Genomic DNA, 23,204 nt, shown 5'->3' on the forward strand with positions numbered 1-23,204 from the left:
CTGCCTGGGTGATCCTGTAGCCCGGCTTCATCCACGATCCTGGGGAACGGCTTGAGCAGTACATCGATACTCATGGCCAAGTGGCCGGTGCTGGCACGCAACGATCACGCAGCTACCTGGCTGCAGGCCTGGGAAGACCTCGGGCGCGCGCCAGGGACTTTGGACGCCTACGCCCGGGGACTCGCGGAATACCTCGCGCTGTGTGAGCGAGAAGCGGTCGATCCGCTGTCTGCCGGCCGCGCGCACGTGGGTGTGTTCGTTCGCGAGCTGACGTCTCGGCCGCACCGGCGCGGGGCGAACGTCGTCTCGATCGAGTCGGGGGCGGGTCTGGCGAACGCGACGATCCAGCAACGCCTGGTGCCGGTACGTCTGTTCTACGACTTCCTCATCAAGGAAGGCCTGCGAGAGTCGAACCCTGTGGGCCGCAGGCGGTACACGCCTGGCCGACGCGGGAGCTATCAGGAGCGAGGTTTGGTGCCTCGGTTCTCCAAACTGCCCTGGATCCCGACCGAGCGGCAGTGGCTGGATCTGCTGGAGGTGGCACGGCGTGAACCGGTGCGTAACCGGGTGATGCTGGCGCTCGCCTACGATGCGGCGCTGCGCCGGGAGGAGCTGTGCTCGCTGCGCACCGACGATCTGGATCCGGCGCACCGGACGCTGCGGGTGCGTGCGGAGACGACGAAGAACCGGCTGGAACGCGTGGAGCCGTACTCCGCGCCGACAGGCGTGCTGCTGGCCAACTACCTCACGCATCGCACGACGGTCAGCCGGGCCCGGGGGCCACTGTTCCTGTCGGAGTCCCGGCGCAACCATGGCCAGCCGCTGAGTCTGTGGACCTGGTCGAAGGTGGTACGCCGTCTCGCCCTGGCGGCCGGTGTCGAGCGGCTTTCCACCCACACCACCCGCCATCTGTGCCTGACCGATCTGGCGCGGATGGGCTGGGAGTTGCATGCCATCGCCTCCTTCGCCGGGCACCGGCACATTGACACGACCCTGCAGTACATCCACCTCTCCGGCCGTGACCTCGCCGAGAAGCTGAAGAGCGGGATGGATCACATTCACGCCTGGCGGGTCCAGATGCTCGCCGGCCCGGACACGTCGCAGGCCGGGGCGGGAGGATGCTCGCGATGACGGCTGCGTCCCTGCCCGAGGACTCCCCCGGACGCTGGCGCTCTCCGATCGACCTGCACCGCTACGACCGCTCACCTGCGCTGGCAGGAGCGGAGCAGCGTGCCATTCGCGAGCTGGGCCAACGCAACCTGCGCCGACAGCGCTATCACGACCCTGATGCCCCACAGTGGGCTGACATCGTCCGTCTCACACGCCCTCTGCACGACATCAATGCCAGTTTCGACGTGCGGCGCACCGAGTATGGACGGCGGGTCATGAACGACGCCGCCGCCGTGGTGCTGCTGCGGTGCGCGGATGTCGGACGTGCGTACTGGGACTGGGACAGCGAGGAATGGCTGAGGTTCCTCGGCCACCATCACCGGGCGTTTCAAGAGCAGGTGCCCGACTGGACCGCGGGATCAGTGCGCCCGACATTGTGCGGGTACGCCTACCATCTGGAACGCTTCACCGGTTTCCACCGGCTCGGACACTTCGACCGGCTGTCGCTCGCCTGCCGCGTCTTCGGTCGCCGCCTCGTCGAGTCGGAGATCGGACGGGTCCGTACCGTGCTGACCGACTGGGGCTACCAGTACGGCCAGGACCACGACAAGAACGTGCCCTCGGTGCTGAGCCAGCTCTTCCTGCTCAACCGCAGCCCCCACAGCAGCGACCTCACCACCGCGTTCTTCGACCGAGTCCGGCGGGAGGATCTCCTGACCGACGAGAGCACGAAGGTGTTGTACGCGGTACAACGCGCCGTGGCAGCCCTCGGCTTCTGCGACCCGCCCCTCGTGAACTCCGGCTCTGACGTGGTCAGCCACGACGGAGTGCCCCGGGTCTGGGCCCAATGGGTGGAACGCTGGTACGCCACCGCGACCATGACCCACCGCGCGCGCCTCCACAACCGGGCCGCGCTGCTGAAGACCGGACGGTGGATCGCCGCGCACCAACCGGAAGCCGCTGACCCTGCAGTATGGACGCGGCAGACGTGCGCGGCCTGGATCGCAGCCGTCGACCGTATGAAGATCGGCGACTACGTCGTACACACCAGCAGCTTCCAAGAACGCCTCGGCCAGCCGCTCCAGGCCACCTCTAAAGCCGGCCTCATCCGCACCGTAAGGGTCTTCTTCCGCGACATCCAGGACTGGCAGTGGCTGCGCCTCGGCTTCGATCCTCTCCGCGCGCTCTCCGTGCCCCGCACCATCAACGCCCTGGTCGGCCCGAATCCACGTGTGATCGCCGACGACATCTGGGCCAAGCTGCTGTGGGCCGGACTCAACCTGGAATCGGCCGACCTTCCTCGCGGCAAAGCCGGGCCCATCTACCCCCTGGAACTCGTCCGGGCCGTCACGCTGACCTGGCTGTTCGCCGGGCAGCGCAGCAACGAGATCGCCCGGCTGCGCCTGGGCTGTATCCGCTGGCAGCACGACGGCAGCCCCGTCGCCGGGGACTCCGAGCGCATCCTCGCGCGGGACGCCGTCTGCTTGCTGGACGTGCCCGCGCACAAGACCGGGACGGCGTTCACCAAACCGGTCGACCCGCTGCTCGGCCAGGCCATCAACGCCTGGGAAGCACTGCGCCCCCAGCAGCCGAAGCGAACCGACCAACGCACCGGAGAACAGGTCGACTTCCTGTTCGCCTACCGCGCCCGCGCCGTCTCCAGCGGCTACATCAACAGCAGCATCATCCCCATGCTCTGCCGCAAGGCTGGCATCCCGGCCGCCGACGTCCGCGGCAGCATCACCAGTCACCGTGCCCGCTCCACCATCGCCAGCCAGCTCTACAACGCGAAAGAACCCATGACCGTGTTCGAGCCGCAGGCCTGGCTCGGACACCGCTCCCCGGAGTCCACCCAGCACTACGCGAAGATCAGCCCCAACACGCTGACCAAGGCATACGAGGACGCCGGGTACTTCGCCCGCAACGTACGCACCATCGAGGTCCTCGTCGACCGCGACGCGGTCACCTCCGGCGCTGCCGCAGCCGGCGAGCCCTGGCAGCACTACGACCTCGGACACGGCTACTGCACCTACACCTTCTTCGAACAGTGCCAGCACCGTATGGCCTGCGCCCGCTGCGACTTCTACTCCCCAAAAGACTCCACAAGAGCCCAACTCCTTGAAGCCAAAGGCAACTTGCAGAGGATGGCCGTCTCGATCCCGCTCACCGAGGACGAACAAGCCGCTCTCACCGACGGTCAGACCGCGATCGACGAACTCCTCGGCAGGCTCGCCGATACCCCGACTCCGGCCGGGCCAACACCCCGGCAGATCACGGCACCCAGCACAGCTCAACTCCTACCGATCGTCGGCGTCCGACAGGGCAAAGCAACGCAAGCTTGACAAATCTGATTCCGCAGAAGAGTCGTTCATCTGACGGGCCATGTCGCGTGCATGTCGTTTACCGGTGCGCGCGGAGTCCGTCGAGGATGAGCGCGAGCATGTGGGGCGCCCGGTCCTCGGGGCTGGACACGGCGCGCCACAGTGCGCCAGTGAGTTGGAGGAAGTCGCCTGGGTCGGCGTCCGGGCGGATACTTCCGTCCTTCTTGCCGGCGTCGAGTAGTTCTGTGATCGCGGCGATGACCGGCCCGTAGCTCTGCTCGCTGATCGCCTGGTGCGCGCCCGGGCCGAGAGCGTCGCCGAGGCCATGTTTTCTGCGCATGGCCTCGACGAGGTCGGTCGTCCAGTGGCGGAGCGCTTCCAGTGGAGGCATCCGGGCCAGCAGGTCAGGCACGGTGCCGGTGATGCGTGCCACCTCGTCCTGGTAGACGGCCAGGACCAGCGACTCGCGCGTGGGGAAGTTGCGGTACAGGGTGCCCGCCCCGACTCCCGCGCGCTGAGCGATCTGGTTCATCGACGTGCTGCCGTCCGCCGCGAGGGCTTCGCGTGCGGCGGCGAGGATGCGCGCCCTGTTCTCACGGGCGTCTGAGCGGACCACAGGACCTCACCTTGCTAAGTGGAGAGTTCTCCATTACGTTAAATGGAGAGTTCTCCACATACTCTAAGGAGCGTCATGCATTACATCAAGCTCGGCATGACCGGCCTCGACGTATCCCCGATCGCGATCGGTGCGATGACCTACGGCGAGCCCGACCGCGGGCACCCCGTCTGGTCGAAGGGCGAACAGGACGCGCGCCCGCTCATCAAGCACGCGCTGGAAGCGGGAATCAACTTCTTCGACACCGCGAACATGTACTCCAACGGTTCCAGCGAGGAGATCCTCGGCCGGGCGCTCAAGGACTTCGCCGACCGCGACGAAGTGGTGATCGCCACGAAGCTGCGCCACCCGATGCGGCTGGGACCCAACGGTCGCGGCCTGTCACGCAAGGCGATCATGACCGAGGTCGACCATTCGCTGCGCCGCCTGGGCACCGACTACATCGACCTTTACCAGATCCACCGCAACGACCACTCCACCCCCTGGGAGGAGACCCTCGAAGCACTCAACGACCTCGTGAAGGCCGGCAAGGTCCGCTACCTCGGCGCGTCGTCCATGCACGCGTGGGAGTTCGCGAAAGCGCTGCGCCTGCAGAAGGAAAACGGCTGGGCGCGGTTCGTGTCGATGCAGGACCACTACAACCTCCTCGCCCGTGAGGAGGAGCGCGAGATGATCCCGCTGTGCCTGGACGAGGGCGTCGGCACCATCATCTGGTCGCCGCTAGCCCGCGGCCGCCTCACCCGCGCGTGGGACGACGCCCGCTCGACGGTGCGCTCCGAGACGGACGGCGCCTACGCGGACCTGCTCTACTCGCCGGCCGAGGAGGCGTCCAACCACGCGATCATCGACGCCGTCGGGCAGGTCGCGGATACTCACGGCGTCAGCCGCGCGCAGGTCGCGCTTGCCTGGCTGCGACGCCAGCCGGTCGTCACCGCGCCGCTGGTCGGCGCCGGCTCGGTCCGGCAGATCGACGAGGCCGTGGCCTCCCTCGACACCGAGCTCACCGGCGACGACGTGCGCGTCCTGGAGGCCCCGTACACCCCCCGCTACGACTGGCAGGGCGTCTCGGACGAAGCCGAGATGGAGGCAATCCGCCAGCGAGTCCCCGGCATGGCTCTCGCATGAACCCCATCGTCCGCTCCGGCGCCGCTGCCCGCGCCGGAGCCCTCCTCATCCTTCTCGGCCCGCTCGTGTCCTGGGCCGCCGAGTTCATCACCGCCGCCGCATGGCAGGACCCTCCGTACTCGCCCCTGTACAACTGGGTCAGCCACCTCGGCCTGACCGGCCCGCCGCAGACCGCGTTCGGACAAGTCGCCAACTCCCCCCTCGGCGCCGTCATGGACACCGGCTGGGTCATCTACGGCACCCTCCTGATCGTCGGTGCGTTCCTCGTGTTCGACCCGCGCAAGGGCGCCCGCCCGATCATCATCATCAGCCTCGCCGTCCTCGCCGGCGCCGGGGTCTCGCTCGTCGGCCTCTTCCAGGGCTCCAACGCCAACGTCGACAACGGCCTGATCGCGTTCCACACCTTCGGCGCACAGGGCGTCATGCTCGCCGGCAACATCATGGCGATCGCCGTCGGAACCGGCGGCGCACGCATCGGTCTCACCCGGGGCCGGTCGCTCGCGAGCATCACTCTCGGCACCGCCGGACTGATCGCGTTCCCCCTCTTCATGACCGACGTGTTCAGCGGCTGGATGTGGAACATCGGCCTGTTCGAACGCGCCGTGATCTACCCGATCATGATCGGCCACGCCCTCCTCGGAAGCAGCGTGGCCGCCGCCCAGCGCCACCGTGCGGCGCACTCGCTGGCACCCCTTACCGCACGAGCCGAGAGCTGAGGAGAGACAGATGACACGAGTACTGGTCACCGGAGGAACTGGCTTCGTGGGGAGCTGGTGCATCCAGGCCCTGCTGGATGCCGGGCACACCGTCCGCACCACGGTCCGCGACCTGCAACGCGAGCCGGCGCTGCGGTCCTGGCTGCACGCGGCCACACCGTTCGACGACGACCGTCTCACGGTCGTACGCGCCGACCTCGAACAGCCCAAGGGCTGGGACGCTGCCGTCGCCGACTGCGACTTCGTCCTGCACGTCGCCTCGCCGACCCTGCGCCATACGCCGGCGAACGACGACGACCTGGTGGTCCCGGCACGCGAGGGCGTCCTGCGAGTGCTGCGCGCAGCCCGCGACGCCGGTGTGCGCCGGGTCGTCCTGACCAGCGCCTTCGGCGCCATCGGAATCGGGCACCCCCCGCGCTCGACCCCATTCACCGAGGAGGACTGGACAGACGTCGACAGCGACATCCCGCCCTACCAGCGGTCCAAGACACTCGCCGAACGCGCCGCCTGGCAGTTCGTCCAGGACGAAGGCGGTGGCCTGGAACTGGCGGCGGTTCATCCCGTGGGGGTCCTTGGACCCCTGCTCGGCCTGGACGACCCGCCATCCCTGCGTCTGGTCCGCCGAATGCTCGAAGGACAGGTTCCTGCGTGCCCTCCCTTCGGGATGGGCTTCGTCGACGTGCGCGATGTCGCGGATCTGCACCTGCGTGCGATGACCGATCCGGCAGCCACCGGCGAACGCTTCCTGGCAATCGCCGGGCACAGCCTGCGCGTCATCGACATCGCACGCATCCTGCATGACCGCCTCGGTGAGCGCGCCGCGAAGGCCCCGACCCGCGAACTGCCCGTCTGGGCCGCACGCACACTGGGCATCGTGAACCCGGAACTGCGACTGCTCAAATACCAGCTCGGCCGGGACCTCGACGCCACAAGCACCAAGGCGGAGCAGCTCCTCGGATGGCGAGCGCGCCCCATCGAAGACACCATCGAGGACACCGCCGAGAGCCTCCTCGCCCACGGCATCGGGACAAAGACCGCCTCGTAGCCGACCGACGCGGCGACCCTGCGGACCGAGGCATCGAACCGGTGACGCGGCGCGACAGGTGTCACTGGCCCCGGACCCGCGCGGACGTGCGGTCCGGGGCCGCCCGTTTGCCCGCTGGGTGAGCCGGGACGAGAGACTCCGGGCCGTCATGGCAGTCGACACGTTCCGGAGCCGCCGTCCGTCGTCCAGGTGACGGCGTCGTCGCGGCCAAGGGGAGGTGGCCCTGCCCGTCGGCAGGGCCATGATGATCAGTTCCGTTCGTGCTCTCGGAAAGTCTGCGGGCCCGCACCACGGCAGGTCCGGCGGGCGATGCGCCTGGTCATCAGAGTGATGGCAGCGCATGTGATCAGCGACTCACGCTCTGAGCTGCCTGTGGTGCACCCTCGACCATCCCGTCGGCGCCGCCCCGGCAGGCCGGCTTCCGACCGTAGCGCGGCCCCGCACCGCATGCCGAACTGCTTGACAGACCCTGATTCCACAGAATTGACGTGACGTACGTGTGGTGCGGTCCGTGGGACATCAGATGGCGCGCCAAAGCGTTGTGTTTGGCCTGTTCTCGAAGCCGTTGGTAGCGGCGCTCAGATCGTGACGGTGTGCGCCGTAGATGTGCGTCTGTGCGCCCTGAGTGGTCGGGAACGGATCGTGGTGGTGGCTCGTGCAATGAGTGGCAGCACATCGAGTGGCATCCGGCAGCGTGCTGCATACCGACCACTGCGGGGCTGCATCATTCCGTTCGCCAGCTGGGAGCCCATATCGACGGGCGGTCCACCGGGTGGGCTGCCGTTCGCGCACGTCGGTCCATGACTGCGAGACCGCCACGGACAGGAGTTTCATCGATGCCCAAGGTCCACGCCCTGCTGGTCGGTATCGACACGTACCGGCTGCCGCACCTGAACCTGCGTGGCTGTGTGAATGACGTCGGACTGGCCGAGCGGCTGTTGCGCGACCGGATCGCGCCGGCGGACCTGGTCATCGAGAAGCGCTGCGACGAGCAGGCCACCCGGGCCGACATTATCGAGGCGTTCCGCAGTCATCTCGGTGGTCTGGGCGCCGACGACATCGCGCTGTTCTGGTACAGCGGCCACGGCTCGACGGGGCCGTTGCCTAAGGAGATCTGGTACGCCGAAAGCGCTGGCATGTGCCAGACGGTGGTGTGTCACGACAGCCGCGCCGGTGTCCGGACCTGTACGACAAGGAGCTGGCCGTCCTGGCGCACGAGGTGGTCGGCACCGGCGCCACCCTGGTGACGATCATGGATGCATGTCATTCCCGCAGCGCGATGCGTGAGGGTCTGCCGCCCGGCCTGACCCCGCGGTTCGCACCTGGGTTGGAGACTGCGCCCGAACTGCGTGACCTGCTGCCCGAGCTGGCTGCCGATGCTGCAGAGTCATCCGGTCCGGTTCCCGGCGCGCAGTTGCCCGGGCATGTGGCGTTGTCCGCGTGCGAGGAGTGGGAGGTGGCCAACGAGCGGCATTTCCCGGACGGTTGGCATGGTGTGTTCACCGAGGCGCTCGGCCATGCGCTGGCCCGGCTGGGCCATGACGCCACCTACCGCCAGGTGTTCAGTTACGCCCGGTGCCGTGTCGAGGGCCGGCTCCTGCGGCAGATTCCCGGCCTGGAGGCGCTCGGTGATCTTGCCGACCGGGAGGTTTTCGGCGGGGCGCTGCGGCCGCGCGCTGCCCGGGTCGCCCTGCGGTACCTGCGGGGTCAGTGGGAGGTGGACGCGGGGGCTCTGCACGGCGTCGTTGCCGGCTCGCGGTTCGGAGTGCACCGCAGCTCGCCGCTCAGAGAGGTGCACGTTGCCGACGTGTACATCCAGCGCAGCGTCGTCGAACCGGTCGGGTGGGCACCCGAGGAGGAACAGCAGTACGACATGGTCCTGACCGACGTACCGCTGCCTCCTGTCGCGGTGTCGGTCCAGGCGGACCCCGACATCGCCCTTCGCCTGGCCGAGAGAGTCCAGGCCGCCGGTCCCGGCGGCGGCCCGTCGCCGTACATTCGCATCGTCCCCACCACTGATGAGTCCGCTCTCCGGCTCGGGCTGCGGGTATGCCAAGGCGACGGCACGATTCAGGTCGCCGGTCTCGACGACAGGCCACTGGCGTCCCCGCTCCCCATCGACGACCGCGGCATCCAGCAGACCGTCCACGACCTGGACCACATCGCCCGCTGGCTGCAGGTACGCAACCTGGAGAGCGCGTCCCCCGCACTTGAGGAGGCGATCCAGCTCGAGTTTGTCCCGGCGTTGCCGGGTCGGCAGCGTCCGCCCCGCGACGGCGCTCCCGCGCTGGTGAAGGACCTCAACTTCGCCTACACCTGGACCGGCGAGAGATGGGAGCCGCCGTCAATGTTTGTCCGGCTGCGCAACACCACAGACCGGAAGCTGTTCTGCGTGCTGCTCGACCTGACCGACCGGTACCGCATGCATGCGGACCTGTTCCCCGGGGAGTACGTGGCGGGACACTGGACGGCGGAGGCCGGTAACCGTGCGGCCGTCACGCTGTCCTTGCCCCCCGACCAGCCGGTCGAGCCGGGCGCCTGTGTCACGGACTGGCTGGTGCTCCTGGTTGCGGAGGAGCCGTTCAGCTCGGCCCCGTTCGCCTTGCCACGGCTGCGGGAAACGCATGTGCCGTCCGCCCGGGGCGGGCGGCGCGGCGTCACCGGGGTCCTGGACTGGCTCGGCCTGCTCGCGGTGGAGCGCGATCTCGAGACGGCGCCGCCTGTCGCGTTGGACTGGGCCATCAAGACCGTCGAGGTCACCACGCGGGTCCCGGGCGGACCTGACGATCCTGATGACGTCCAGTGATCGGCCCCCGGGCATGACGGACATGGGCGCGGTAATCCGTGAGTGACAGACGGGAGATCAGGTGGACTACGAACCGTTCGAGCAGTGTCTGTGGGCGTTCGTGCGACGCGACTACCCCACCGCGGCCAAGATCGCGATGGGCATCCTGGAAACCGGCCCCAGCCTGGGGATGGTGCAGGTCTTCCTCATCAGCATGCGCCGGATGGGGATGGCTCCCGACGACACGATCGGGCAGACCCTGCACGAGAGCGCCGTCGGCCCGTGGGAGTCCACTCTCCTCGACGTCACGCTGGGCCGACGGGAGCCGGCGTCGGTCATCGCCGAAGCGGACAATGGCCTTCAGCGGTGCCAGGCGCTGTGCTATGCCGGGACATATCTGATCACCGCCGGCGACCTGGATGCCGGACGCCAGCACCTGCGCGAGTGCCTCGATATGGATGTCGAGTGCATGGAGACCCAAATCGCGCTGATGGAAACCGAGTTGCTCGACCAGTGGATCCAGGCGGTGCCGGATGCCGACAAGGAGGTGAACCGCCTCCGGGGCAGCTTCCACGCGCTGCGGTCCAACGGCGACCACGGGCAGTCGATCCACATCGCCCACCTCGTGCTGGCACTCGTCATCGGCCGGCACGGCGGTTTCCATCCCGAGACGGGCCGCAGCCTGAACGAGTTGGCCATGGCCTACGCCGCGACCGGCGACTGGCAGCAAGCCGAACCGCTGCTGGCCCCCGCTCTTCAGATGGCGCTGCTGTTCGACGGGGTGTCCAGCGAGGTCTACGCGACCATTCTCGACAACCTTGCCCAGGCAAAACACGCTCAGGGCCAGCTGGAGGCCGCCGAAGAGATGCACCGCCAGGCGCTGCAATCCTTCTCCTGGGCGGTCGGAACCGACCACCCGTCGTACGCGACGTGTCTTGGCAACCTGGCCCTCGTGTGCGCAAACCTCGACAAGCACGCCGAGGCCGAAGGGTTCTATCGCGAGGCCGTCGATCTCAGGCGCCGACTCTTCGGCACAGACGACCTGCGGTACATCGGCATGGCCGACGGTCTCACCAACGTCTACATCGACATGGGAAAGCTCAGTGCGGCCGAAGCCCAGGTGACGGAGATCGTCGAGATCGCCCGCCGCCTGAAGGGCGCCGACTCGCCGGAGTACGGATCGCGCCTTAAGCAACTCGGCTACCTGTACCACCAGTTGGGTCGACATTCCGACAGCGCCGCCCGGTACCGCGAGGCCCTCGCGATCGATCAATCGAAGCTGGGCTTCGACCACCCCACCGCCATTGACACGGTGGCCAAGCTAGCGCTCTCCCAGAAGCTCTCCGGAGAATTCGGGGAGGCGATGCTCAGCTACCGATACGTCATGGGCCACCAGTCGGGCGCGGAGCTCGCGGTCACCACGCACAACCTCGCCGTGCTCCATCTCGACGTCGGGGACAGCCGTTCCGCCCGCCGCAATATGGAGGAGGCGATCGAGCTCCATCGCTCGGCCGGCCTCGAGGACTCCGTCGACCACGCGATGCTGCTCATCGGCAAGGCCGCAGTCGACTCCTCCGAGGGCCAGTACGACGATGCGGAGAGCACGCTGCGCCGGGCGATGGACCTCATCGAGCGGAAGGCCGGCCGCGACAACGAGCACTACGCGAACGCCTGCGCCGGACTGGCGAAGTGCCGCATGGCGCAGCAACGCTTCGACGAGGCCGACGAACTTCTGCAGACCAGCCTCCGGTTGATGGAGAGGGCGGTGGGCGGTGATGCTCCGGCCATCGCTGTCACCGTCGGCATGCGCGGAGCGGTTCAGCTCGCGAAGGGCCACTGGGAGGGCGCGGAGGAACTGTTACGACGCGCGGTCGAACTGCTGGGCCGGGACACCGATGCGGAACGCAAGCCGCCGTACATTGAGCTGCTGCGGGATCTCGGTTCAGCTCTCGTCGCGATGGGACGCGAACGCGAGGCGATCGATGTCGTTCTGACGGCCGAGCGGTATCAGGATGGTCTCATCCTGGGGAAGTCCACCGTGGTGGGCATCGCCTCCCTCGCCGTCGATCAGCCGGTCGCGCTGCTCAACATCCTCGGCCGGCCCCAGTTCCAGTCACCCGCCATGGTGGCGCAGCTGTTGGAGGTCGTCTGGCGGCGCAAGGGAATCGTGGCCGAGGCCGACTTCGTACGCAGGCGCGAGGAGATCCACAGCAGGGATCATGACGGCGGTGACGCGCACAGCAAGTTCGCCGAGGTGGCGCAGAGCATCGAGAACGGCGAGATCCCCGAGGACATCGAGGACTTACTCGGGGACGTACTCGCCACATTCGCGCGGAGCCTGCGGTACGGGATGTATCCGAAAATCGAGAGCGCTCATCAAGATGTGTACCGGCACCTCATGGAGGGGTGGCCCGAGCAGGGTGAGCTGAGCCGGGAGGAGTGGCTGGAGCGGCTTTCCGACTACGCCGGCAGGGCGGGGGCTCTCATGGGAAACCGCGACCGCCTCGAGTCCGAGCTGCGGATCCTCTTCCCTGGCGAAGGATGGCTGGGCGAGGTGCTGCAGCGGGTCACCCTGGAGGCAGTCCGGTCACGGCTGCCCGCAGGGTCGGCGCTCGTCGAGTTCCTGTGCGTTCCGGCGCTCAACGAGTCGGCCATCCCGGCGCAGGGCGAGTCTCCGTGGGGACCCGACCGGTACTACGCCTTCGTCGTCACCCCCGATCGTGACGACGACGTCCGCCTGATCGACCTGGGCAGGGCCGACAGCATCGACGCGAACATCGCCCTGCTGCGCCGCCACGTCAGCCGCGGCGACCGGGCGCGCGACATCGACGTGGACAAGGCCGCTGCGGACGATGTCGCGCGGGCGTCCGGCGAGGCGGCCGTCGCACTGCGCAAGGCCCTGGTGGACCCGTTGCGGATCGACGGCCGCACGCGGTTGTTCGTCGCTCCCGACGCCCAGCTGTACACACTGCCCTTCGAGATCCTGCCCCTCGACGACACCCGTCTGATCATCGATGTCCATGAGATCGCCTACCTGTCGACCGGCCGCGACCTGATTCCCGCCCACCCAACCCCCGGGCCAGCCAACCCGCCGGTCGTCATCGCCGACCCGGACTACGACCTCGCCCTCGACACCCCTCCGCCGTGAGGTAGGCCCGCGGCAGCGACGCGTCGGTCTGCTCTCCAGGCTCATGGTGCCCCGCACCCGGCCGGGTCTCGCGGTGCGCAACACCGTGGACCGCGTGGTCGGTCGCACGAACCGGATCGCCTCTCGCGAAGCCGCGAACCGGTAGACCGAGCCCGCACCGACCGGTCACCGGTCGGTGCGCAGCTCCGCGGTAGCTCTCAGCCGTGTCGGCGCCGCCATGTCCGACGAGCCCGGCTCGGCGTGGCAGGTCATCGCCGACGCGGCAGGTCGGCTGCTGGCGGCCTCACCCACCATTCCGGGCGCTCGCCACGGCATGGGGGCTGCCGGTGGCTACGCCCCCTGCCGCGCGGAGGTAAAGCGCTGGGCGGACAAGGCATATCAAGGCGCCGGCGGCACCACCCGGGCGCCCGTCCGCGGCCGGCGTCTCAAGCTGCAGCAACGTCGGTGCAACAGCACCCACGCCGGAATCCGTTGCCTCGGCGAGCAAACCATGGCCGCCCTGAAGGGCTGGCGCCTCCCGCGGAAACTCCGCTGTAGCACCAACCGAGTCACCGCCATCGTGAAGACCATCCCCGCCCTTCGTCACGCCTCAACCTGAGGTTGGAAAAAGCTCACTGCCGATCCGGCACCGGCCGCGGACCGGGCGCCTTCATCGGGCCACGGCGGAAGCAACGGCTCGAGAAGCCCCCACAACTGATCATTCAGCAGAGCGCGTGAGCAGCTCTTTAACGTTCGTCTCAGGTTCGCTCGGTAGGAAATAGGCATGCGGATAAGCGATGCAACCCGTATGTAGAAGGCTAGTGATGGCAGTCGACGCAGCACCATCGGGGAAAGCGCAGCCCGGCCGGTTGCGGTTCGAGGCGGCCACCAGGGCGCTGGCGACGGCGTTCCCTGTCGCCGCATGCGGGGTCACACGCCGACAACAGTGCGGGCCCGCCGCGACCGGCCCGCGCAGCGCGCACGCGGGCGGTCGTCAGCTCCACCACAGCCGCTGCGCACCGGCGAGCGGTTCCTCGACCTGAGCGCTGTCGCGGTGCGCGAGCAGGACGCGAAGACCCCCTGAAGCATCTCGCAGACGGATGCCGTACGGATACCTCACCACACAAACGCCTGAAGAGAGGGACTGACATGAAGCCCATGGGACGCCGCGGCTTTCTCACCGCCAGCACGGCGCTTGGCATTGGTGCCGGCTTGTCCACGCACGCCATTGTCTCGGAAGTGAGCGAGAACGAGACTTCGGACAAGACTTCGGACATTTCACGGCGGGACCAGGACCTGCCCTTCATCGGCACGGAGGAGACCTTTTCGACTCCCACGTTGTTGAAGCTGAACTCCATCAATCAGGATCACATAGCGTTCCTTGAGGAAATTGGTCTTTCGGATCTAGGCCAACGCCGCATCGGCGATATGGATGCGGGGGGACTCAATGTTCAAATCCTCTCTGCTCATACACCCTCCGTACAAAATGTCCCTGGGCAGAGGGGCATCGACCTTGCCTATCGTCTTAACCGGCAACTTGTAGACGGGCCAATCGCCAAATATCCGGGCCGCTTCAAGGCTTTCGCCACCTTGCCCTTGCAGAGCCCGGAGGCGGCGGCGGACGAACTGGAACGCTCGGTTCGGGAAGATGGCTTCTTGGGCGCACTGACCAACGGACACATCGCGAAGAAGTATCTCGATCATCCCGATTTCGAGCCTGTGCTGGCACGTGCTGTTGCTCTCGATGTGCCGATCTACCTGCATCCCGGCTATCCAGCTGACGAGGTCTTCAAGATCTACTACAGCACCACACGGTCTAAATACACGGAAGAGTACCAAGACTACATTTTCAGTGGGTCTGGATATGGCTGGCACCAGGAGGTGCTGACCCAATGCATTCGGATGATCGCGTACGGGGTTTTCGACAGATTCCCCAAACTGAAAATCATCATCGGCCACATGGGCGAAGGTCTTCCCTTCTACTACGAGCGGATCGTCAATGACATGGGCGAGCCGACCAAAGACTCGCTCGAGAAGCCCATCGGGCAATACTTCCAGGACAACTTCTGGGTCACAACCAGCGCATTCCCCCAGACCGAACTGCTCGATCTCCTGCTGAAGTACATAAGCGTGGATCGAGTGATGTTCGCAACCGACTACCCGTTCGCGGACATAAAGGAGCAGACCGACTGGTTCCGCGGAGTCGATTTGCCACGCGAAGACAAGGAAAAGATTGCATTCCGAAATGCAGAGAAACTGTTCAGAATGAAAGTGCCCGTTAAGTGATACGCCAGCGTCGGCGGGAGTGAAAGAATGCTTTGCTGTAAGGCGAGAGTACGGCCGAAGTATGCGATGCGCGGCTGCCCCATAACGCGGTCTTATACGGGCTCTTCTAAGACCGTGTCCTATGTGGTGAGGCGGACGTTGACCCGGCATGGGGCGGGCAACGTGGAGCTGGATCGTGCCGGACGGGTTGTGGGAGATCGCCAAGCCGTTGATCCCTCCGTCAAGGATGCGGCCACAGGGCGGCGGAACGCAGGACACGCCTGATGAGACGCTGTTCGCTGCCATCGTCTACGTCCTGGTCAGCGGCTGCGCATGGCGCCAGCTTCCGCCCTGCTTCGGGATATCGAAGTCGACTGCTCACCGCCGCTTCCTGATCTGGTCGAGAGCCGGTGTCTGGGGCCGCCTGCACGAGGCCGTGCTGTACCGACTCGATGACGCCGGCCTCATCGACGTCACCCGTGTCGTCCTCGACACGGCGCACGTCAGGGCTAAAAGGGGGGCGAACACACAGGTCCGAGCCCCGTGGACCGGGGCAAGCCGGGTTCCAAGATGCACATCCTGTCGGACGCGAACGGACTGCCTCTCCTCGTCGGCGTCTCAGCCGGCAACACCCACGACAGCGAAGAGCTGAAGCCCATGGTCGAGGGGCACCAAACGAAACACGACCCCCATCGCGGCCGCTACTTCAAGCCTCAGCGCCTGCACGCGGACACAGCCTGCGACCGCCCCGACCTGCGTAGATGGCTTCGATGGAAGCGCATCGGAGTACGCATCGCGCGCAAAGGGATCGAGTCCAGCGAACGATTAGGGCGACGCCGCTGGGTCATCGAGCGGACCATGTCCTGGCTATCCGGCTACCGCCGACTCAGCCCTCGATACGAACGCCATCCCCGCAACCACCTGGCCTTTCTCGACCTCGCCGCCGCCCTGTGCTGCTACAAGCGCCTCGTCCGCCTGACCACATAGGACACGGTCTTACTGGCTCTAACAAAAGCGGTTTGATCATGTGACTGTCGGCTTGATCGTTCGTTGATGTGAGCATGGGGAAGCGTCAGTCGCGGCCGTGGATAGTGTCGGACGAACTGTGGTCGCTCATCGAGCCGTTGTTGCCCGAGCCGCCATCGAAGCAGGTGGAGGGACGGCCGCGGGTGCCCGACCGGCAGGCCCTGTGCGGGATCCTGTTCGTCCTGCACACCGGCATCCAGTGGGAGTACCTGCCCCAGGAGCTCGGCTTTGGCTCGGGTATGACCTGCTGGCGCCGGCTGGCGGCCTGGAACGAGGCCGGCGTCTGGGACCAGCTGCACCAGATGCTGCTGAACAAGCTGCGGTCGAAGAACCAGCTGGACTGGTCGCGGGCGGTGATCGACTCCTCCCACGTCCGGGCCGCACGCAGGGGCCCAAAAGCGGACCCAGTCCGGTCGACCGCGCGCGTCCGGGCAGCAAGCACCACGTCATCACCGACGGGCAGGGCATCCCGCTCGCGGTGTCGCTGACCGGCGGGAACCGCAACGACGTCACCCAACTCCTGCCCCTGTTGGACAAGATCCCGGCAGTCGCGGGACTCGTCGGCCGACCACGGCGGCGGCCCGACATGCTCTTCGCGGACCGCGGCTACGACCACGACAAGTACCGCCGGCTTCTGCGGCAGCGCGGGATCCGACCGGTGATCGCAGAACGTGGCCAGCCGCATGGCACCGGCCTGGGCACCTTCCGCTGGGTCGTCGAGCGCACGATCTCCTGGCTGCACGGCTTCCGACGCCTTCGCATCCGGTGGGAACGACGCGACGACATCCATGAAGCCTTCCTCGGACTCGCCGTTTGCCTGATCACCCACCGACACGTCCAGAGGCTTTGTTAGGACCAGTTAGTCTCGGGGCCCAGGCACGCGATCGCGGCGAATTCGCCAGCGTCTTCGGTTGGACCATCAGCGGCTCAGGGGCCCCACAGGGGCCGCACGGCAGGTAGATGCCTATCTCGACTCCCGCCGCTCTGGCGCGGACGGTTTGATCTATGGACACATGGCCAGTTGCTATCCCGACGGTGTCCGTGACCCGGAGGGCTGCGGGGAGGACGACTCTGCCGCAGAGAAGGCCCTGCGCTACATCACCGACTGGGTACAGGCCCACAGCAATATCCACCACCTCGCCACCAACGGCGACATTCCTTTCGGAGACTGACCGATCCTTCGTGGCGGTCGGCCGATGTATGCCCCGGGTGGGCAGGGCAGCGAAAAGGACAAGATCGTGAGACAGAATGCTGGGCCAACCGAATGAGACAACGCGAGAACACGCAGGTCGTCACGACGGAACGGGACATTCCAATTGCGGGCCTACAGCCTGCGCCCCGAGCTGGAGTACTGATCACCTGCCTGCCCCTCTGCGGGCGGCGCGTATGACGTCGGCGAGGGGGGTGGCGGGGTGGCCGGTGAGGCGGGGGACCGCGTCGCTGACCCCGTCGAGCTGGCCGGCGGCGATGGCCGTGTAGGTGGACACCCAGGCATCGAGCTGCCACTGCGGGGCACCGTAGGAGACGCGGGAGGCGTATGCCTCCTCGACCGTCTCGGGGTGGTAGGTGATGGTGCGGCCGAGCACCTCTGACACGATCGCCGCCGCCTCGTCCAGCGTCAGGGACTCGGGACCGGTCAGGTCGTAGACGGCACCGGCGTGCCCGGCCGGCCGGGCGAGGACCGTGGCGGCGGCTTCGGCGATGTCGTCGTGGGATACGAAGGCCGCACGTCCCTGCCCGGCCGGACCGCGGATGACACCGTCCTCACCGGTCAGGTCGGGGACGAACCCGGCGTACAGATTGTCGCGCAGGAAGGTGTACGCCATCCCGCTGGCCCGGATGTGCTCCTCGGTGTGGAAGTGATCGCGGGCCAGCGTGAACACGGCGTCGGGCGCGGCGCCGAAGAAGGACACGTAGACCAGGTGCCCGACGCCCGCCTCTGCCGCGGCGTCCACGAAGGCCTTGTGCTGGTCGAGCCGGTCGGCGCTCTCGGAAGCGGACACCATGAACACGGTCTTCGCCCCGCTCAGACCGCGGACTACGGTGTCATGGTCGTGGTAACTGCCGCCGACCGCCGTGGCACCGGGCAGCTCGGGAGCCCGCTCGGGGTTACGCACCAGCAGCCGCTGCGCGATGCCGCGCTCGGCCAGCCGGCGGGCCACACGCCCACCCAGGCGTCCCGTTGCTCCGGTGACCACCAGCGTTGATTCAGGAAAGTCGGTCATGGTTGGCGTCACCTTCGGTCGGGTGCGTTTGCAGTCCGACCGAGTCTCACATGTGCGCCACGGGCGCTGTGTCAGGGCCACGGCGCCGAATCCGGCATCGCCGCGCTCGACGTGTCTGCCTGACTATCCCCAGCATCCGCAGCTCAGGGCGTCGTCAGCTCGTAGAAGCCCCTGCCGAACGTCGCCGCCACCATGCGGTGCTGCCCCGCGTCGTACTCGATGTCGTCGACCGGCACCTGCGGCATGCCTCGGCCGAGGCGGAGCCACCGGCCGCCGCGCGTGGCGCTGGTGAACACGCCCTGGTCGGTGGCGATGTAGAGGATGCCGCCCCGCGCTACGACCAGATCGTTGACGGGCGCGTCCGGGAGGTTGCCCGACAGGTTCCGCCAGTGCCGGCCGCCGTCGGTGCTGCCGTACACATGAGGGAGCGGGGAGCCGGAGCGGTAGCCGGAGTGCGTGGTCCACACCCGGTTCGGGTTCTTCGGGTCGACCACGACCCGGGTCACCCAGGGCCGCCCTTCCGCCAGCTTCGTCCACGTGGCCCCGAGGTCCCTGGTCACCCAGACCCGGCCGTCGTCCGTGCCCGCGTACACGGTGCGGCCGTCGGACGCCGGGGCGATCGAGGTGATGGTGCCGTAGTTGGGGTAGACGGGGTCGGTGCCCGGGCCGCCGGACAGGTCGGGGCTGATGGCCCGCCAGGTCTCGCCGCCGTCCGTGGAGCGGTTGACGACCTCGGAGCCGTAGTAGAGGACCTTAGAGTTACGCGGGTCGAACTCCATCGGTGTGAACCAGTTGCGGCGCTGGAACGTCGTCCGGTCGGCGAAGTACGTGAGCGTGTCTCCCCCGTCGGTGGAGGAGAAGCAGTTGCCGTACTGGTAGCAGGCGAAAACGTTGTTCACGTCGGTGGGGTTGATGAGGTTCTCCTCGCCGTCGCCGCCGAGGTACTCGTTGAAGCCGTCACCGCCCCAGGAGCGCAGCGAGCCGTTGTCCTGAGCGCCGCCCGAGATCCTGGTGACGTCCTGCGGACTGATCGCCGCGCTGTAGAGCTGGGTGTACGGCTGGTGGCGGGACTTGACCCAGCCGCCGTCGCCGCGCGCGTCGGAGCGGTAGACGCCGCCGTCGTTGCCGAGGTAGACGCGGCCTGGGCGGCGTGGGTCCCACACCATGGCGTGATGGTCGACGTGCATGCTCGTGTCGTCGGCGCTCCAGGTGTCGCCGCCGTCCTTCGTGGTCAGCAGTGCGACCCCGGCCACATGCACGTGCTCGGTGTCCCGGGGGTCGATCCACACCTTGCCGAACCACCAGCCAAAGCTGGACTGCGAGTCGGTGAGGGCCTGGTTGTCGGGCGTACGGGTCCAGTTGTCGCCGCCGTCGGAGGAGGCGTAGAAGCCCTCGAAGTAGCCGTCGGCCTTGTTGACGATCGCATAGAGCCGGTCGCCCGCGACGGCGAGTCCGATCCGCCCTACGCCGGTGCCCTGCGCGGGCAGCCCGCCACCGAGCCGCTGCCAGGTCTCACCGCCGTCGGCGGAGCGGAAGACACCCGAGCCGACACCGCCGTACGTCCGCAAATCGGGGCGGCGGCGCTTGTCCCACATCACGGCGTAGAGCCGGTCGCCGTCGACGACGATCTCGGTGGCGCCGGTGAACTCGTTGGCGCCGGCGAGGATCCGCTCCCAAGTGGCGCCACCGTCCTCCGAGCGGTACACGCCCCGGTCGCCACCGCCGTTGTAGAGCGATCCGGCCGCGGCGGCATAGATACGGCGCGGGTTGGCGGGATCGATGGTGATGGCGCTGATCGCCCCGGAGTCACGCAGGCCGATCGGCGTCCAGTTCCGGCCGCCGTCGGTGCTGCGGTACATGCCGGTTCCCTCGTACGTGATGCTGCCGCCGCCCGGATTGGGCTCGCCGGTGCCGACGTACAACGTGCCGTCCGGCGCGGTGGCGACCGCGCCCATGGCCTGCGTCCAGCTGTCGGGCCACACCGAGTGGAACGTCTGACCGGCGTCGGTGCTGCGCCAGAGCCCGCCGCTGGCAGCCGCCGCGTACAGCGTGTCGGCCCGCTTGGGATCGAGCGCGAGGGACACGATCCGCCCGCCGATGTTGGTGGGTCCGACGCCCTTCCAGCGCCCGCCCACGGTGGGCAGTTCGCGCGCCTGCGCGGCGGCGAGGTCGTGTGCGTGCCGTGGGATCGACTCTCCCGGCAGGGTCTTCTGCATATAGCGGTACTCGGCCGGGGCGGACGGCCCACGGACGGGCCGGTAGACATCGCCCGGTGGAGGCGGCGCCGCGGCGGCCGGTGCGACGAGCAACGCGGCACCGGTGACCGTGGCGAGAACCAGCGAAAGCAGACCTCTGCCCATTGAGCCCGTCCCGCCTCTGCGCATTGAGCCCATCCCACCCATACATCCCATCCCGACGTCATGGCCACTTCAAGCAGCGGCAACGACGTTACGAGAGAAGGGAGTTGAGCAGAAGAGGGCGTCTTAGGGACTGAGGTGTGGCCCGGCTCACAGCACCTTGCGCTGGACGAGGAGTGAAAGCACGAGCGTGCCCGGCAGCAGAGGCACCCAGCTCGTCAGGACCCGGTAGCCGATGATCGTTGTCGTGGCCAGGCTCAGCGCGGCGCCCAGGAGGACCATGGCGAACACCAGGGCCGCGTCGATGGGGCCGATGCCGCCCGGTGCCGGTACGGCTCCGACCGCGGTGCTGGCGACGAGGAACGCGAAGGTCTTCTGCGCCCAGGTCAGCGGCAAGCCCAGCGCGAAGCCGACCGAGGCGTTCACGCTTGCCTGGAGCAGCGGGGTGGCGGCGGCTCCGCCCCAGAGCGCGAGGATGCGGCTGGGCCGGGTGTGCAGGATCCGTGCGTCGGTCAGGGCGGTGCGTAGGAAGTTCAGGATCGGGCGACGCAGCGGACGTACGAACGTCAGAAGCAGGGCGGCCACTGCCAGACCGATCCCCACGCCTCCGGCGACCAGGTGCAACGTCCGCTTGTCCGGGACGAGTTCAACCAGCTGGCTAGGGCGACTCCCTCCGTCCCCACCGAGGCGATTTCAGCAGGCCCCGAAATGTGAAGCCCGCTCCGAGGCGACCTTCATCGGCCCCGCCCGTGACCGGCTCGGAGGGCCAAGCAGGACTGTTTTCAAGCCGTCTTCGCAGGCGGCGGTCTTCACAGATTGGGGCCGATTCGAGACGCCTCAGTGGTCCCAAACGCGTCGCCATAGCCAATCCACTCAGACGGACAACTGACAACCCACAAACACCGCCAGAGCCATCCTTGCGAAAACCATTGGTGCCCGGCTTGCTCCGCTGATGGACTGACGCCCTACCCTGAGTCCGCCGCCTGACGGAGATAGTGGTTGTGACAGGTTATGACGTGCTTGCCGAGGTGTACGAATGGCTCATCTCGGATGCAAAGTTGTCTCCAGCCGAGTTCGCTGCGTCGTTCGACGACGTCCTCGATCTGCTGCCGTCGAACGCTCACGTCCTCGACTGTTCATGCGGAACCGGACAGTTGGCGGTTGGCCTCGCCGGTCGTGGCATGCAGGTTGTCGCAACTGACGCCAGCGAAGCGATGGTCCGTCGGACCGCAGAGCTGTCCGAGGAGTTCGGGGCATCCGTCCGGGCCGTACGGGCGAACTGGGAAGAGTTGCCCGACCATTTCCAGGACAACACGTTCGACATGGTGTTCTGCGTCGGCAACTCGCTTCACCATGCCACGGGCGCGACAGGCAGGGGTGCTGCTCTGGAGTCGATGTCACGGCTTCTGCGCCCCGGCGGGCGCCTGGTACTCACATCCCGCACTTGGGAACTCGTGAGGGCCAGAGGTTCCCGGCTGGAGATCAGTGACCGACTCGTCCGCCGGAACGGTCGCGATGCCGTCGTGGTCTACCGCTGGGAGATTGCGCCGCATTGGGAGGAGGAGCACCACATCGAGATTGCGATCGCGCAAGTCGATGCGACCGGGTTGGTTCTCGTCCGCTCGGAACTGCTGTCCTGCTGGCCCTACCGGTACGAGGAACTCGAAGTCGAGCTGCACCGGGTCGGACTCCGGACGGAACTGAGCACGTTCGATCTCGAGGCCGAGAACTACATGGTGGTCGCGAGCAAAGTATAAACACCGGACTCTCAGTCCCCGGCCGGACCACGCGGTTGCCCGCAGGACGCTTGCGCCCTCTCATCGGTGCGGGTTCAAGTGGTCAACGCAACGCCTCGGACGAGGAGTGCTCGTCGATCAGACGGCGGTAGATCCGGGGCGACGGTGTGGCGCTGTTTCCTGGTCGCATCCAGATCAATGAGCAGGATCTCGTCGATCAGCGGCGTGAACGGAACCAGCTTCGACGGCCGCGCCGAAGCGGTTGTCGTGCGTGGCTGCGGCCAAGCCGAGGTCAGGGCCTTGTCGACCGTGCTCCAGGTGACGCCGTACCTGCACTGCAACGCCCGGTTCGACATGCCATCGCGGGAGTCGCGCCGCAGCGCGGCGTACAACTCGACCTTCGACTGGCCAGGCAGCATCGGGGGTGCTCCTTTACTCAGCACATCCAGCTTGACACCGCAACCCCGATGGTGACGTCAGAATTCGGTTCTGGCACAGATATTGGGGAACGGTCGCGGAGCGTCACTGGAGCAGGATCATCTTGCGGAGTAGTTCGAATCCGGCTCGCCCGTAGAGCTGCCTTTTGATCTTTTGATGCGGTTGACGGCGCCTTCGGTGCCGCCAGAGCTCCATTCCAGGGTGAGGCCGGCTGTCACGGCATTGAGGTCCCTGAGCAGGTGGAGCGCGAAGTTGGTGAGGCCGGGCAGGGGCCCAGCGCGTTCCGAGGGCACCGGCTTGCCGTCCTGCAAC

The 23,204-nt window shown here is 67.3% G+C and carries 19 protein-coding genes and 2 pseudogenes; 15 read left to right on the forward strand and 6 right to left on the reverse strand.

All coding sequences use genetic code 11. The annotated features are described in order from the left end of the window. Window positions 1-72 precede the first annotated feature (72 nt). Both IE325_RS40640 and IE325_RS40645 read left to right on the forward strand, forming a co-directional pair. Window positions 73-1,131, forward strand: a complete 1,059-nt coding sequence (locus tag IE325_RS40640; RefSeq protein ID WP_190075212.1) for a tyrosine-type recombinase/integrase — start codon at window positions 73-75, stop codon at window positions 1,129-1,131. After that, window positions 1,128-3,452 (forward strand): tyrosine-type recombinase/integrase, encoded by a 2,325-nt coding sequence (locus IE325_RS40645; protein ID WP_190075213.1) that lies wholly within the window; start codon window positions 1,128-1,130, stop codon window positions 3,450-3,452. Before IE325_RS40640 ends, IE325_RS40645 begins: the two co-directional genes overlap by 4 nt. A gap of 58 nt (window positions 3,453-3,510) precedes the next feature. On the opposite strand, the gene IE325_RS40650 is transcribed toward IE325_RS40645, so the two are convergent. Further along, window positions 3,511-4,047: a TetR/AcrR family transcriptional regulator gene (locus IE325_RS40650; RefSeq protein ID WP_190075214.1), complete on the reverse strand. Its 537-nt coding sequence runs from the start codon at window positions 4,045-4,047 to the stop codon at window positions 3,511-3,513. 75 nt (window positions 4,048-4,122) lie between these two features. Between IE325_RS40650 and IE325_RS40655 the strand changes: the two genes are divergently transcribed. The 12 genes from IE325_RS40655 to IE325_RS47310 all read left to right on the forward strand — a co-directional run bounded on the left by IE325_RS40655 (window position 4,123) and on the right by IE325_RS47310 (window position 17,308). Then, the gene (locus tag IE325_RS40655; RefSeq protein ID WP_190075215.1) at window positions 4,123-5,172 is read left to right on the forward strand and encodes an aldo/keto reductase; all 1,050 of its coding nucleotides are present in this window, start codon (window positions 4,123-4,125) and stop codon (window positions 5,170-5,172) included. After that, the gene (locus IE325_RS40660; RefSeq protein WP_190075216.1) at window positions 5,169-5,888 is read left to right on the forward strand and encodes a DUF998 domain-containing protein; all 720 of its coding nucleotides are present in this window, start codon (window positions 5,169-5,171) and stop codon (window positions 5,886-5,888) included. The genes IE325_RS40655 and IE325_RS40660 overlap by 4 nt, the downstream gene beginning before the upstream one ends. Window positions 5,889-5,898: 10 nt before the next feature. After that, complete coding sequence (locus tag IE325_RS40665; RefSeq protein WP_190075217.1) at window positions 5,899-6,933, forward strand: SDR family oxidoreductase; 1,035 nt, start codon at window positions 5,899-5,901, stop codon at window positions 6,931-6,933. Between the two features lie 836 nt (window positions 6,934-7,769). Beyond that, on the forward strand, window positions 7,770-8,180 hold the full coding sequence (locus tag IE325_RS46755; RefSeq protein WP_190075218.1) for a caspase family protein: 411 nt from the start codon (window positions 7,770-7,772) through the stop codon (window positions 8,178-8,180). Further along, a complete protein-coding gene (locus tag IE325_RS40675) occupies window positions 8,153-9,739 on the forward strand; it encodes a hypothetical protein (RefSeq protein WP_190075219.1) in 1,587 nt (528 codons plus the stop codon). The genes IE325_RS46755 and IE325_RS40675 overlap by 28 nt, the downstream gene beginning before the upstream one ends. A 61-nt stretch (window positions 9,740-9,800) precedes the next feature. Further along, complete coding sequence (locus IE325_RS40680) at window positions 9,801-12,866, forward strand: tetratricopeptide repeat protein (RefSeq protein WP_190075220.1); 3,066 nt, start codon at window positions 9,801-9,803, stop codon at window positions 12,864-12,866. A gap of 217 nt (window positions 12,867-13,083) precedes the next feature. Beyond that, complete coding sequence (locus tag IE325_RS40685; RefSeq protein WP_190075221.1) at window positions 13,084-13,464, forward strand: transposase family protein; 381 nt, start codon at window positions 13,084-13,086, stop codon at window positions 13,462-13,464. Window positions 13,465-13,767: 303 nt separating this feature from the next. Next, window positions 13,768-13,929 (forward strand): hypothetical protein, encoded by a 162-nt coding sequence (locus IE325_RS40690; RefSeq protein ID WP_190075222.1) that lies wholly within the window; start codon window positions 13,768-13,770, stop codon window positions 13,927-13,929. 65 nt (window positions 13,930-13,994) lie between these two features. Beyond that, the gene (locus IE325_RS40695) at window positions 13,995-15,131 is read left to right on the forward strand and encodes an amidohydrolase family protein (RefSeq protein WP_190075223.1); all 1,137 of its coding nucleotides are present in this window, start codon (window positions 13,995-13,997) and stop codon (window positions 15,129-15,131) included. Window positions 15,132-15,279: 148 nt separating this feature from the next. Beyond that, a protein-coding gene (locus IE325_RS40700; RefSeq protein WP_190075224.1) for an IS5 family transposase occupies window positions 15,280-16,097 on the forward strand; the annotation gives its coding sequence in 2 pieces (ribosomal slippage) (window positions 15,280-15,622 and window positions 15,622-16,097; 819 coding nt in all). A gap of 74 nt (window positions 16,098-16,171) precedes the next feature. Next, a protein-coding gene (locus IE325_RS40705; RefSeq protein WP_229912408.1) for an IS5 family transposase occupies window positions 16,172-16,989 on the forward strand; the annotation gives its coding sequence in 2 pieces (ribosomal slippage) (window positions 16,172-16,523 and window positions 16,523-16,989; 819 coding nt in all). 58 nt (window positions 16,990-17,047) lie between these two features. Next, on the forward strand, window positions 17,048-17,308 hold the full coding sequence (locus IE325_RS47310; RefSeq protein WP_491590979.1) for a hypothetical protein: 261 nt from the start codon (window positions 17,048-17,050) through the stop codon (window positions 17,306-17,308). A gap of 183 nt (window positions 17,309-17,491) precedes the next feature. On the opposite strand, the gene IE325_RS40715 is transcribed toward IE325_RS47310, so the two are convergent. The 3 genes and pseudogenes from IE325_RS40715 to IE325_RS40725 form a co-directional block, all read right to left on the reverse strand. Next, window positions 17,492-18,361, reverse strand: a complete 870-nt coding sequence (locus IE325_RS40715; protein ID WP_190075226.1) for an SDR family oxidoreductase — start codon at window positions 18,359-18,361, stop codon at window positions 17,492-17,494. A gap of 143 nt (window positions 18,362-18,504) precedes the next feature. Beyond that, the gene (locus IE325_RS40720; protein WP_190075227.1) at window positions 18,505-20,721 is read right to left on the reverse strand and encodes a WD40/YVTN/BNR-like repeat-containing protein; all 2,217 of its coding nucleotides are present in this window, start codon (window positions 20,719-20,721) and stop codon (window positions 18,505-18,507) included. Between the two features lie 147 nt (window positions 20,722-20,868). After that, a pseudogene (locus IE325_RS40725) lies at window positions 20,869-21,375 on the reverse strand (lysylphosphatidylglycerol synthase domain-containing protein); the annotation flags it as partial. Between the two features lie 344 nt (window positions 21,376-21,719). On the opposite strand from IE325_RS40725, the gene IE325_RS40730 reads away from it, so the two are divergent. After that, complete coding sequence (locus IE325_RS40730) at window positions 21,720-22,475, forward strand: class I SAM-dependent methyltransferase (RefSeq protein ID WP_190075228.1); 756 nt, start codon at window positions 21,720-21,722, stop codon at window positions 22,473-22,475. Between the two features lie 74 nt (window positions 22,476-22,549). Here IE325_RS40730 and IE325_RS40735 read toward each other — a convergent pair whose 3' ends face one another. Beyond that, window positions 22,550-22,873: a hypothetical protein gene (locus tag IE325_RS40735; RefSeq protein ID WP_190075229.1), complete on the reverse strand. Its 324-nt coding sequence runs from the start codon at window positions 22,871-22,873 to the stop codon at window positions 22,550-22,552. Window positions 22,874-22,976: 103 nt separating this feature from the next. Next, a pseudogene (locus IE325_RS47250) lies at window positions 22,977-23,170 on the reverse strand (ISL3 family transposase); the annotation flags it as partial. Window positions 23,171-23,204: the final 34 nt, after the last annotated feature.

Source organism: Streptomyces lanatus (genome assembly GCF_014655715.1).
In the GTDB taxonomy this organism is placed as follows: Bacteria; Actinomycetota; Actinomycetes; order Streptomycetales; family Streptomycetaceae; genus Streptomyces; species Streptomyces lanatus.